This window comes from Phosphitispora fastidiosa (assembly GCF_019008365.1).
GTDB classification, from domain to species: domain Bacteria; phylum Bacillota; class Thermincolia; order Thermincolales; family UBA2595; genus Phosphitispora; species Phosphitispora fastidiosa.
On the sequence record NZ_JAHHUL010000026.1, the window covers coordinates 1 to 12085 of the forward strand.

Annotated in this window: 16 protein-coding genes and 1 pseudogene; 4 read left to right on the top strand and 13 right to left on the bottom strand. The window is 44.1% G+C overall.

Annotated elements, in window-relative coordinates:
* Positions 1-189: 189 nt before the first annotated feature.
* The 13 genes and pseudogenes from Ga0451573_RS17500 to Ga0451573_RS17555 all read right to left on the bottom strand — a co-directional run bounded on the left by Ga0451573_RS17500 (position 190) and on the right by Ga0451573_RS17555 (position 7933).
* Entirely contained in the window at positions 190-447 is a 258-nt protein-coding gene (locus Ga0451573_RS17500) for a hypothetical protein (RefSeq protein ID WP_231685456.1), read from the bottom strand.
* Positions 437-898: a hypothetical protein gene (locus tag Ga0451573_RS17505; protein WP_231685457.1), complete on the bottom strand. Its 462-nt coding sequence runs from the start codon at positions 896-898 to the stop codon at positions 437-439. Before Ga0451573_RS17505 ends, Ga0451573_RS17500 begins: the two co-directional genes overlap by 11 nt.
* Positions 899-1313: 415 nt before the next feature.
* Positions 1314-1856 (bottom strand): annotated as a pseudogene (locus tag Ga0451573_RS17510) (IS91 family transposase); the annotation flags it as partial.
* A complete protein-coding gene (locus tag Ga0451573_RS17515) occupies positions 1850-2152 on the bottom strand; it encodes a tyrosine-type recombinase/integrase (RefSeq protein WP_231685459.1) in 303 nt (100 codons plus the stop codon). The pseudogene Ga0451573_RS17510 and the gene Ga0451573_RS17515, both read right to left, overlap by 7 nt.
* 177 nt (positions 2153-2329) lie before the next feature.
* Positions 2330-2668, bottom strand: a complete 339-nt coding sequence (locus Ga0451573_RS20335) for a type II toxin-antitoxin system death-on-curing family toxin (RefSeq protein ID WP_353740080.1) — start codon at positions 2666-2668, stop codon at positions 2330-2332.
* Positions 2669-2707: 39 nt separating this feature from the next.
* The gene (locus tag Ga0451573_RS17520) at positions 2708-2872 is read right to left on the bottom strand and encodes a hypothetical protein (RefSeq protein WP_231685460.1); all 165 of its coding nucleotides are present in this window, start codon (positions 2870-2872) and stop codon (positions 2708-2710) included.
* Positions 2873-3236: 364 nt separating this feature from the next.
* Positions 3237-3665, bottom strand: coding sequence for a type II toxin-antitoxin system HicB family antitoxin (locus Ga0451573_RS17525; protein WP_231685461.1), 429 nt, complete (start codon positions 3663-3665; stop codon positions 3237-3239).
* Positions 3666-3668: 3 nt separating this feature from the next.
* Positions 3669-3917 (bottom strand): type II toxin-antitoxin system HicA family toxin, encoded by a 249-nt coding sequence (locus Ga0451573_RS17530; protein ID WP_231685462.1) that lies wholly within the window; start codon positions 3915-3917, stop codon positions 3669-3671.
* Positions 3918-4089: 172 nt separating this feature from the next.
* Entirely contained in the window at positions 4090-5364 is a 1275-nt protein-coding gene (locus tag Ga0451573_RS20125; protein WP_231685463.1) for an ATP-binding protein, read from the bottom strand.
* A 16-nt stretch (positions 5365-5380) separates the two neighbouring features.
* Positions 5381-5716, bottom strand: a complete 336-nt coding sequence (locus Ga0451573_RS17540) for a DRTGG domain-containing protein (protein WP_231685464.1) — start codon at positions 5714-5716, stop codon at positions 5381-5383.
* A complete protein-coding gene (locus tag Ga0451573_RS17545; protein ID WP_231685465.1) occupies positions 5713-7056 on the bottom strand; it encodes a [Fe-Fe] hydrogenase large subunit C-terminal domain-containing protein in 1344 nt (447 codons plus the stop codon). Before Ga0451573_RS17545 ends, Ga0451573_RS17540 begins: the two co-directional genes overlap by 4 nt.
* Before the next feature lie 22 nt (positions 7057-7078).
* Entirely contained in the window at positions 7079-7525 is a 447-nt protein-coding gene (locus tag Ga0451573_RS17550; RefSeq protein WP_337833083.1) for an ATP-binding protein, read from the bottom strand.
* Between the two features lie 33 nt (positions 7526-7558).
* On the bottom strand, positions 7559-7933 hold the full coding sequence (locus Ga0451573_RS17555) for a hypothetical protein (protein WP_231685466.1): 375 nt from the start codon (positions 7931-7933) through the stop codon (positions 7559-7561).
* A gap of 459 nt (positions 7934-8392) precedes the next feature.
* Between Ga0451573_RS17555 and nuoE the strand changes: the two genes are divergently transcribed.
* The 4 genes from nuoE (at position 8393) to Ga0451573_RS17575 (ending at position 12080) form a co-directional block, all read left to right on the top strand.
* The gene (gene nuoE, locus Ga0451573_RS17560) at positions 8393-8878 is read left to right on the top strand and encodes an NADH-quinone oxidoreductase subunit NuoE (protein ID WP_231685467.1); all 486 of its coding nucleotides are present in this window, start codon (positions 8393-8395) and stop codon (positions 8876-8878) included.
* Positions 8879-8940: 62 nt separating this feature from the next.
* The gene (locus tag Ga0451573_RS17565) at positions 8941-9306 is read left to right on the top strand and encodes a (2Fe-2S) ferredoxin domain-containing protein (RefSeq protein ID WP_231685468.1); all 366 of its coding nucleotides are present in this window, start codon (positions 8941-8943) and stop codon (positions 9304-9306) included.
* Between the two features lie 29 nt (positions 9307-9335).
* Positions 9336-11129: an NADH-quinone oxidoreductase subunit NuoF gene (locus Ga0451573_RS17570; RefSeq protein WP_231685469.1), complete on the top strand. Its 1794-nt coding sequence runs from the start codon at positions 9336-9338 to the stop codon at positions 11127-11129.
* 15 nt (positions 11130-11144) lie between these two features.
* Positions 11145-12080 carry an NADH-quinone oxidoreductase subunit G gene (locus tag Ga0451573_RS17575; RefSeq protein WP_231685470.1) on the top strand — a complete coding sequence of 312 codons (936 nt, stop codon included), beginning with the start codon at positions 11145-11147 and terminating at the stop codon, positions 12078-12080.
* The last annotated feature ends 5 nt before the right edge of the window (positions 12081-12085 follow it).

The window sequence follows — 12085 nt, forward strand, 5'->3', positions numbered from 1 at the left end:
ATTGTTTTTCTTTAATTCTAAAGGGAAAATGGTAGAAGGAACGAATTTTTGGGGGAGGAAACAAAACAGCCAGTTTTAGCCAGCCTGCGGGCGGGAAAAGTTCATTTAGCCCCAATGCGATAAGCGGCGCCGGGTTAGACGAAATAGCCCATTCTATGAATGTCAAAAAAAAATAGCAGCCTGCAGCCACTATAAATGTTTTTCTATATATTCTTTCATTTCAAGTACATTGCCAAATTTTAATGAATTAGCAATTGCTTTTGCAGTACCGGAAGCGATGACATCTCTATTTTTATGGTAATCAAACTTACAAGTTCGCCATATTCCATCTTTTCCTATACCGCAAAAAAGATTTGACCCTTTTTGTTGTGGTTTCATGAGAAAATGAGCTAATAGTTTTTTTATCTCTCCTTGCTTAAATCGTATCGGCATAATATTAGAAACCAATCGCTTTCCTTATTTTTTCTCTATCACCATTACATCTTAAGAGCTTTAATACATAGACTTGTTTCACATCAGATTCAACTCTAGAGAACATATCAATTTTGTCAACATAAACGGTTAAGTACTCAAGTATACTTGTGATCAAGTCATCAATAGCTGATTCTACGGTATCTCCTTCGCCGTAAAGATCAATTTCGTTTAATGCAACAGTATGAACTCCTAACTCTTCGTCTTTTTCAACAAGGGGAGAAAAGGTTAACTTGTCTAAAAGATTATCTAAGTATGAAGTCTTGATATGAGATACTTCTTCGCCCTGATTATTAGAATTGTAAGTGATAACTTCGATTCCTTTTAAAGCCATATTATTTAGCTCAGAATAATATTTTTTGGTGTCTCTTATGTTATACCTCGGCATGGTCATACTCATTTTCCCAACCTCCTTGCCAGTGCCCATATATTTTACCTCTCTTCCTTCATTATAATTTCATTAGTCATCGTAGTCAAGATGCACACTGTAGTCACGATGGTCTTTATATTATATGTAAGTCAAAAAAGAAATATTACATGGTTTTTGCTTACTGAGAATGGGCTACATCACCTAACATTTTAGCCGTGTTTCCGCAGTTGAGCATGCAAAAACACCGGTTAAGCACTGGCCCTACCGGCGTCAAGTCATTACTCAATATGCTCAATTGCGGCAACACGTGTTGGACGAAGCCGTGTGTTCAGAAACACTTATGGGGATTCAAAGTTTTGTAAACCCCGGCTAAACTCTTGATAACAGCAGAAAGTCAACAGTATTCATACATAAAACGTCATTTGTGATATAATTTGGTAAAGCGATGGATGCACTTTCTCCCTCCCCAAAATCAGCAAAAATTTATGTAGTTAATTTTGCCTTTACCACACTGTGGACATAGAGTGATATCCCTGCCTGTCAGTTTCAGGAGCAGTTCTGCAATGTCTGTGATTTTCGTCCTGGATGTACTCAATTTAAATAGGTGCTTACAGGTATTCAGCTTGGTATTACGGTTTCTGTTGCTCAGAATCCCGTAGTGACGAATCCTGACAAACCTCTGTGGCAGAATATGCAGCAGGAACCGTCGAATGAACTCCTGTGCCCCAAGGGTCATCAGTTTAGTCTTGTTATTGTCCCGGTAATCCCGCCATTTAAAGGTAACCTTGCTGTCTTCAACATTAATAATTCTATTGTTAGAAATAGCAACCCTGTGAGTGTACTGTCCCAGGTATTGCAGGACTTTCTCCGGCCCGGCAAATGGAGGTTTACAGTAGACTACCCAATTGGCCTTGGAAAGCGGACTGAGAAAAGAGTTAAACATGTCCCTGCTGCCTAAAGATTTAATCTTACCTGGGAAAACAAGCTTGCCAAAGAGAAAAGCCTGTTTCAAAAAAGCAACAGTAAATCAAGAGGGCTCTTCACGTTTAAAACATCCATCCTGCGCAAATGAAGATAAATACAGGTAGTACGCAAATCCGTATGCTCTAAAAGCTGTTGGATAAGCAAAATGTCTGTCCCCGCTTCCAGCAGATGAGTGGCAAAGCCGTGTCTGAGGGTATGAATAGAAACATCCTTTTGAATTCCGGATCTGACCTTGGCATCAACGAAAACCTGCTGCACAGTCCGGATTGAGATAGGCTTGTCCGCAGGCTTGCCGGGGAAAAGCCAATAAGAAGGCCGGTACTGCATCCAGTAACCATCTCCTTAAGAATTGTTTTTCTTTAATTCTAAAGGGAAAATGGTAGAATGAACGAATTTTTGGGGGAGGAAACAAAACAGCCAGTTTTACCTTTAGCGAACGCTAAAAGTCTTTAAATAGACAGTTATTTGGGGTCTTTAAAATTATCGGAAAGCCACTGAGCTAATTTATTGGATGTAAGCGTCACGATTAACCTCGGATACTCTTGATGAAGCTACTTCCATCGATTTCAGATAACCGTCATCATCGTCTAAGTTATCGATTAATCCGTTAATGGTGAGAAAAACAATCGTGCTTTGGATACCGACTCTCTTATTTCCGTCAATAAAGCAATGGTCCTTAGTAAAGAAGAACAGTAACATTGCGGCCTTTTGAAATATGTTGGGATATTTATCATGAGCAAATATCGGATATTGAAGCGATAGGATTGATTCTATGCGCCCATCAGTATAGTCATAATACCCAGGTTCACCGCCAAATAATATTATACTTTCCTCATGAATCATATATAGGTTCTTTTGAAAGATAAACGATGTTCATATTTATTAGGCAAGCTTTTTCAACATTTTAGTATGTTTATTATTGGATTTTGTAATTGCTTTAGCTACAACAGTTTTTGCAGCTATTTTTGGAGTTTTTTCATTTTTTGGTTGAACCTTTTTCTCTTTTAACATGTTATCACCTTCATTATTAGCGTTACTTCTAAGCATATTGTACCACCTTTGTTTGCAGTTGTTCAACCCAAGATTTATACATAGTATTCGCCAGTTGACGGAAGATGAAACATCAATTTGCGGGCTGGCAAAACACATCGCCTAAACCAGCTAGTAAGTGTCAAGAGTTTTTTAAAAAATATTTTTTGCCCTTTTAAGAAGGCATAGCAAAACAAGCCTACCAATGGTAGACTTAAGAAAAGCAGTAACCGTGTTGATTCTAGGTCAAAGTTTAAGGGTTCGTTTTTTCGCCACATACCATAGATGATTCTTAGCAGTTTGTTAGCTGTAGCAACCAAGGCTACCAAGGCTAAATGGTTCTGCTGCGCTCCCCCCGATGCTATTGGTAGAAAAACTCCCATTATTGGGAGCGCGATTTTGAAGGCTTTCGTGGTGATGTTTTGGGAGTTTCAGATATGATTGAGCTTTTGCCAAAGTTGAGAGCAACCAGGCTAAGAATATACTGATTTAGACTAATATCATCTTTTTGGGCTGCAAGTGAAAGTTCTTTATGAAGAAACTTTGGAAGCCGCAGAGTGAATTTCCCGCTGTATTCGTCTGTTTCTAAACTTGGCAAAGGTACTATTTGTCCTCTTTTGAGGGCAGTAGATATCCAAGTTAACTTTGCTTCCTCTACATTTTTTAATGCTTCTTCAGGTGTTTCACCGTCCGACATGCATCCTTTTAGTTCTGGTATTTCAGCAAGCCAGCCACCACCGTCTTCTTCAGAAATAGGGACTAACTTAACTCCATATTTAAGATATTTGTAAGATTCAAGGTCTTTAGTCATTATTTACTTCTCCTCTCTAATTTCTTTGATGAGAGCAATCAATTTTTTAACATAGATTGCTTTAACACGGTTATTGTGAACAGGGACGGTCATGTTAGCATCTGACTTTTCGTCGTAAACAGCCCAGTGGCTGCCACTTCCTGGAGGTTCGCATACAAAACCAAACTTATTCAGAACTGCTTGAAGCTCGGTCCATTTGATGTCTTTTGGATTATTAAGAATTCGCTCAAACCTTTTCTCTATCTTGGTCACTTTAACCTCCAGTAATATTGTAGTCAAAGATACCGTATTTGATACCAAAAGAATACGTGTTGGTATTACATATAATACCACAAAAAGTCGATTCGGGCAAGGGTCAACATCATCTAACATTTTAGCTGTGTTTCCGTAGTTTGAGCATACAAAAATGCCGTTTTTGACAGCCCTACTCCTTATAGTTTTCAGTCAGGTATTGTTTAATCCAGTTGATCACTGCCGGATTGTTCAAGGGGACGTCTTCCAGCTGTTCCCGGAGTTCCCGGGCATCGAAAATTATTTCACAAGCATTAATTTTATGGATAAAGGTCAGGTTTAGATTAGGATTTCCCACGATAAGGTTAATGATAGTGTCAATAATGTTTCCCAGAGGGGCCCTGTCAATATGGCTGTGGCGGAACAAAGCCTTTAGGGTGGTCCCTTTTCCGGGAGCTGATTCGATATTCATACTGCCATCACAGCGTTCCGCGGCAGCCTTGAGCAGGGGAATACCTAGTCCGACACGTCTTGTGGTCCTGGTGGTAAAAAACGGGTCCATTACTTTAGTCCGAAGTTCTTTGTCCATACCCCGGCCATTATCTGATATTTCAATGTTAAATGTGTCTGCTGCGGTATCTTCACTTATCGCCAGTTTCACCTCTGTTGCTTCTGCCTCAATGGAATTTTGGACTATGTCTATAATGTGCATGGCCAGGTCTTTCATTTTTGCCAACACCTTTCTACCGGAAATGTTTTTTATGGCTTTTACCAGGTCGCTGAAATCCGGGGGAGCTTCTGAATAAATCACTGAAGGGTTTGAACCAATGTCCTGAAGACAGTGAGCATCAGATGAACTAATAAAGGTATATCCGGACAATTCAGGCAGGCGCAGCGCCGCTTCGTCTGCTGACATTTGCCGGGACAGCTCCATCGCCATTACTGACAGACCAGGGGGCACGAAACCCAGAGCGGCCATGAGGCTGTAAGAAGGCCTGTCCACGTGGGCCGGGATGCACAGTCCCCCCAGACCGGTGACAGTGTTGGCAGTTGTTTCCACAGACATATCTGTTGATATCAGGAGCATTTTGTCCAGTTCCCGAATAACCCTGCCGGTGCTGTCCATTACAGACTGGGAACCAAAAACACCGGGGTTGTTTAATTGATTCGGAAGATTATGATACACTTTTTCCTGGCAGGCAAGACATGCTTCGAGGTCGGGAAAGAGACAGACCATGTGGACTTCTTCGCGGGTTTGGACTTCCATGCCCGGAATAACAAAAATGCCGCTCCCTTCAGCGGCCTTTATGGTTGCACCTGTGTTTTCAGCAGTGTTATGGTCGGTTATTGCAATCATCTTAAGGCCTTTGGCCCTTGCTGCATGGATTATTTTGGGCGGTGTCATCTCTTGTTCGGCGCAGGGTGAGAGGGCAGTATGGATGTGGAGGTCTATTTTATATGGAATCACTGGTTACCACCCCTATTTACTTTTTCAGGAGATTATAGAGTCTGCCGGCTGCTTCAAAGGTCGGCAGCTTTGTTGTCAGTATGGGGATATTTTCCTGGGCAGCTTTGGCAACAGTTTCCGGATCAGGTTCGGCGCCCCTTGAGATTAATATTGCAGACAGTCCAATAAGTGATGCCACGGCAACAATATTGGGATGGGTCTGCAGGGTAATCCAGATGCTGTCTTTTTTGGCGTTTGCCATGACATCACTCAACAGGTCTGAGCAGTAGCACCAGCTTACGTCCCGGTCCGGTGACAGTTCACAGCATTTAAATTCTGCTTCCAGTTCATGGATCGTTTCCTTAAGTTTCATTTTTTGCTCCCCTTTCCCATGTCTCTGATGCGTTTTTCTTTCTTTAAAAGGTTCAGCATATCCTGGGCTGAATCCTGAATATTTTCCAGAAGCTTGAATATACAGTCAGTAACAGAGGCATACCCCTGGGCGATATCCTCAGCCAGGGCCCGGCAGCTGGGGGAACCACAGGAACAGCAGTCCAGTCCCGGAAGGGTCCGCAAGATTTCTTCCGCCCGGCTGACCATTTGGATGGCCTTGGAAATGTCCTGATTCAGGGGCATAACCGATTGTGCCTCAATACTCTTACTGTGATGGAAATAGCCTTCCTGATAGCGGTTATCTATTTTTTCCAGGGTTTGCTGGGGCAGGGAATCAGGCAGTTTTTTAATCAGGTTCCTTGTCATTATCCGGGCTAAAAAGGGATTTTCTACAGTCAGCGGACCACCCACACAGCCTCCCTGACAAACCAGGCACTCTATATAGTCAACATCCTTAAAATGCCCCATTTCGGCTTCCTCAAATATACTGATTACATTATTAAGTCCATCTGCTACCAGATAGTTTGGCGCATTTACGGCAATAGTCTCTCCGCCGGAACGGGCCCATCCTATGGCCATCCCGGAAGCCTTGGCCAGGCTGCTGTCATCGGGGACAGTATTGAGGGCATTTAAAATATTACCATAAAGGTGAATCATGGCAATTGCTCCATCAATGGGGGATTTGTCAATACCGACCGGCCTTTTAATAGATGTAACTTTGGCGGTACATGGGGTAATCAGAAAAATGCCAATCTGGTCTTCGGGGATGCCCTTATTCCTGCTAACCTGTTCCCTGGCCAGTTTGGCCGCAATTTCCATTGGTGACAGGAGTGGGGCTATATTGTCTATGAGGCTGGGGAAACGTACCTGGATAAGTTTCACAACTGCAGGACATGCCGACGATATCACGGGTTTTTTCAACCGGCGTGACTTAAGCAGGTTGCGGGCAGCTACCATATATGAATCCGCGCCGATAGATTCCTGAAAAACATCATCAAAACCCAGAGCCTTTATGGCATTTAAAATTTTCCCCGGTGGCATCACCCGGTGAAATTGGGAATACAGCACCGGTGAACATAAAGCTATTGTGTATTTGAATTCCCTCAGACGCCTAAGGTCCAGAGGGTCGGTGATGGCAATTTTGGCGTGATATGGGCATGTTCTGATACAATTGCCGCAGTTGATACAGCGTTCCTCAATGGTAACGGCAGTACCTTTTCTGACCCTGATAGCTTCGGTAGGGCAGTTCTTGACACAGTTAGTACATCCTTTGCATTTTTCGGCATCCACAATATCACAGAGAAAATGCTTTTTAGTCACAGGTTTCACTCCAGACCGACTGTTATTGGTTATGGATTATAACCTTCAGTGTTGTGCCTTCACCCAAAGCTGAATCAAGTGTGAACTCATCAGAAACATTCCTAATGTTGGGAAGGCCCATTCCGGCTCCAAAGCCCATTTCACGGATATGGTCGGGAGCAGTGGAGTATCCTTCCTTCATTGCCAGATCGATGTTAGGGATGCCGGGACCGGTATCGGCTGCGATGATTTCAATTCTGTCGGGGCTGATTGTGGTAATCAAAGCGCCCGCCCGGGCGTGAATGACAATATTCATCTCTGCTTCATAGGCAGCAATAGCTGCCCGCCGGATGATGGCAGGAGCAAAGCCTATCAGCTGCAGGGTATGCTTGATATTGCTGGAGGCTTCCCCGGCGGCAACAAAATCCATTCCTTTGATAGGGTATTCATGTTTGATGTCTTTACTTACCGGTTTTTTGCGTTTTTCCAATTTAACTATCCTTTCGTAACCGGAACTAAATAATCAGTATTTTAATTCATTTTTGGCTGTCTTCATGGGAACATTTTTCAAGCCGGCTTCATATAGGAGTCCACAGCTTAAATAAAACGTATGGTCTGTGGTCAGTAAAGGGATTCTTTTTCTTCTAGCCAGGTCAAGCATCTCATCTGTTGGGGATTTGCCGCGAATAAAAAGTACGGCGGCGATATCGAGCATCTCCGCGGTTCTGATTACCTGGATATTGACCAGACCGGTAACGAGCAGTGCATTAGGTTCGGAAAACATCAGGATATCACTCATCAGGTCACCGGCACAAACATAAGATATTTCGTTTTCCAAAGATTCTTCACAACAGTGTATCTTGGAATCAAGAAGCTTGGACAATTCTCGCAGATTCAAGTTAGTCCCCCCTTATGTATCGGGAATCTTGGTTCCTCTTTATGAAAAGTACTACAGACAATTGTAAATCACGTTAATATTAGTTCTTCCTGTTTCAGGAAAATCCTTTTAAAAACTGTGCTTCAGGGGACTAGTCGCAAAATTAAGACTTTTCAGGCAGGAATTCTGCAAGTTTTGTCAAATCAAATAATGAATGGGCATATAGTTTCATAAAACATTTCCCAACAGATATTTGCCTGTAAATATGATACCTTTTTCAATTAATCAATAAGTTCTATACTGCTTGGCAATTTCCTGCCTGCTTCGGATGGTATATTCAAAAAATTGAGACAGCTCCGGCAGGAATCACGGTTTATTTGTCTAATACTTTACTGTTACCCTGTTTTTCGCGTTACGCCTTTACAATTCCATATCCAAAATAAATAAATGAAAGACTTAAGGAAGGAGGGGAAGAAAATCATGTGTCAGTGTAACTGTGAGGAACCCAAATCAAATGAAGCCCTTGAACTGGAAAAGGTGTATGTTAAGTATGAGGGCAAAAAAGGAGCCTTAATCCCTGTTCTTCAGGCGGCTCAAGACATCTATGGATACTTGCCTGCAGAGGTGCTGAAGGATATTTCCGCCAGACTGCGCATTCCTGTGAGCAAGATTTATGGGGTTGTTACTTTTTATGCCCAGTTCCACCTGAATCCCAGAGGCCGCAATATTGTCCGGGTGTGTCTTGGAACTGCCTGTCATGTCCGCGGCGGCGCTAAAATCGCTGAAGCGGTGACTAAAGCTATCGGGATTAAAGACGGTGAGACAACAGAAGATCTCAGGTATACCTTTGAGTCTGTTGCCTGTCTCGGTGCCTGCGGTCTGGCTCCTGTTATGATGGTCAATGATGAAACTCATGGCCGTTTAACTCCGGACAAGATTGCAGCTTTACTGGAAAAATACGAGTAAAAACACGAGTAAAAATACGAGTAAATATGGAATCATCCTATTAAATAAGGAGGTGACCCTTGGTGATTAAAAGTTTCGAAGACCTCAAGCGCCTCAAGGAAGAAGCCAAGGCGCTGACCGGTATTCGTGCCGGTCAGGGTGTTGAAATAATTGTCGGGATGGGAACCTGCGGTATTGCTGCAGGCGCCAGAGAAGTAATGAGCGCCATCCTCGAAGAACTCAACAAGCGTGAATTATCCGATGTAAGGGTTACTCAGACCGGTTGTATCGGTATGTGTGAAAAAGAGGTTCTGGTGGATGTCGTCCGTCCCGGGGAAAAAAGGATTACTTATGGCAACGTTCAGCCCCAGGATGTATCCAGAATATTCAGTTCCCATGTAATTAACGGTCAGATAGTTGAAGACATTGTAGTTGCCAAGCTTGACTAAATTTCGGGAGAGAGAGGAGGGAATTTTAAATGCAGTTATATCGTGGTCACGTGCTGGTTTGTGGCGGGACGGGCTGTGTGTCTTCAGGATCAAAGAAGATTCAGGAGGCCATGGCCAACGAACTGACCAAACAAAATCTTGATAAGGAAATAAAACTTGTTGAGACCGGATGTCACGGTTTTTGTGAAATGGGTCCGATTGTTATTGTTTACCCTGAAGGAACTTTCTACTGCCAGGTACAGGTTGATGACATTGCAGAGATTGTATCTGAGCACCTGCTTAAAGGCCGGATAGTACAGAGGCTGTTATTTAAAGCCCCGGTTACCGAGGAACAGGTACCTTCCTACAAAGATATTGCCTTCTATAAAAAACAGCACAGGGTTGTTCTTAGGAACTGTGGGCATATTGACCCTGAGCATATCCAGGAATATATTGCCAGGGAAGGTTATGAGGGCCTTGCCAAAGTCCTGACAACCATGACCCCCCAGCAGGTTGTTGATGAAATGAAAAAATCAGGTCTCAGGGGTCGTGGAGGCGGTGGTTTCCCGACAGGGCTCAAATGGGAATTCGCTTCCAAATCCCCCGGGCCTAAGAAATACATTATCTGTAATGCAGATGAGGGTGACCCCGGAGCTTTTATGGACCGGAGCGTCCTTGAGGGAGACCCCCATAGTTTGCTTGAAGGGATGCTGATTGGCGCTTATGCCATTGGCGCAGACGAAGGTTATATCTATGTCCGGGCCGAGTATCCCCTTGCCATCAAACGGCTGAAAGTAGCTATTGCTCAGGCTGAGGAACTGGGACTTCTGGGTGATAATATTATGGGTACCGGATTCAGCTGCCAACTGCATATCAAAGAGGGCGCCGGAGCCTTCGTATGTGGTGAAGAGACAGCTCTGATGGCTTCCATTGAAGGTTCCCGCGGGATGCCAAACCCGAGACCGCCTTTCCCGGCAGTGAAAGGTCTTTGGCAGAAACCGTCAAATATAAACAATGTGGAAACATATGCCAACGTACCTGTTATTTTCCTTAATGGCGCTGACCAGTTTGCCACCCTGGGAACGGAAAAAAGCAAGGGTACCAAGGTATTTGCCCTGACAGGTAAACTGAGGAACACCGGTTTGGCTGAAGTTCCCATGGGCATTGCCCTGAGGGAAATCATCTTTGAAATCGGCGGCGGTATCATGGATGACAAGAAGTTCAAGGCTGTCCAGATAGGCGGCCCCTCAGGAGGATGTATCCCAGAGCAGCATCTGGATACTCCGGTTGACTATGATTCCCTGATAGCTCTTGGGGCTATGATGGGTTCCGGTGGTCTTGTGGTCATGGATGAGACCTCCTGTATGGTCGATGTGGCCAGGTTCTTCCTGAACTTTACCCAAAAAGAGTCCTGTGGCAAATGTACGCCGTGTCGCGAGGGTACCAAAAGGATGCTGGAAATTCTTCAGAAAATCTGTGACGGCAAGGGTATCCCTGAAGATATCACCACTCTGGAGACTTTGGGTGCAGTTATTAAGAATACCGCCCTCTGCGGTTTGGGGCAGACAGCTCCTAACCCGGTTCTGGCTACTCTGAGGTACTTCCGCCATGAATATGAAGCCCATATAAATGATAAGAAGTGTCCTGCGGGCGTTTGCACCGCTCTGCTGGAATACAAAATTATTGCTGATAATTGTAAAGGCTGCGGCGCCTGTGCCCGTGTCTGCCCGGCTGGAGCAATTACCGGTGAGAAAAAAGAGCCTCATGAAATCGATACATCCAAGTGTATTAAATGCGGAAGCTGTATCGAAAAATGCAAATTTGATGCCATCATTAAGGGTTAGAGGGGGGGCTAAATTATGGCCAATGTGACTTTAACCATAAATGGGCAAAAGGTTACCGTGCCTTCAGGAATTATGGTTCTTGAGGCTGCGGAAATGTGTGGTTATTCTGTGCCGACATTCTGTCATGAAAAAGACCTGACAGCGCCGGGCGCTTGCCGCATCTGTGTTGTGGAAATTAAGGGCTGGAGAAACCTGCCTCCTTCATGTGTAACAGCTGTTGTTGAGGGAATGGAAGTAGAGACTGAGTCTCCTGCGGTTATTGAGGCAAGAAAGACTATCCTTGAGCTGTTGGTTGCCAATCACCCGCTGGACTGTATGACTTGTGAGAAGAGCGGCAGCTGCAAGCTTCAGGATTATGCCTACCGTTATGGAGTGAGCAGTCCGACTCCATATGAAGGTGAGAAAAAGCAATTTGCTGTTGATGACAGCAACCCGTATATCTACAGAGATCCTAACAAGTGTATCCTTTGCGGTAAATGTGTAGCTATCTGTAAGGCTGTCGCTGAGAGAAATGTAATTGATTATGCCTTCAGGGGATTCAATACCAAGATTGCCACCTTCATGGATACTGAGCTGAAGGATTCTGCGTGTGTTTACTGCAACCGCTGTGTCTCCATCTGTCCTGTCGGAGCCCTATCTGACCGGAATATGATGGGTAAGGGACGTACCTGGGAGTTTTCCAGGGAGGAAGTTACCTGCACCTTCTGTGACTCCGGATGCAAGTTTGATGTTAATTATAAGAACGGAAAGGTAGTTGGCGTTACTGCCAAGAACCCTTCTGCCGGCAGGCCTTTGTGCCTGAAGGGCCGGTTGGGTACCGAGTTTATGAAGAATGCTGACAGAACAGATTTGCCGCTGATCAACAAGGATGGCGAGTTTGTTGAGGTCTCATGGGAAGAAGCCCTCGGTATCGCTCCGATTGTGGAAAAAATCAATGCACTGAAAAAATAGGAAGG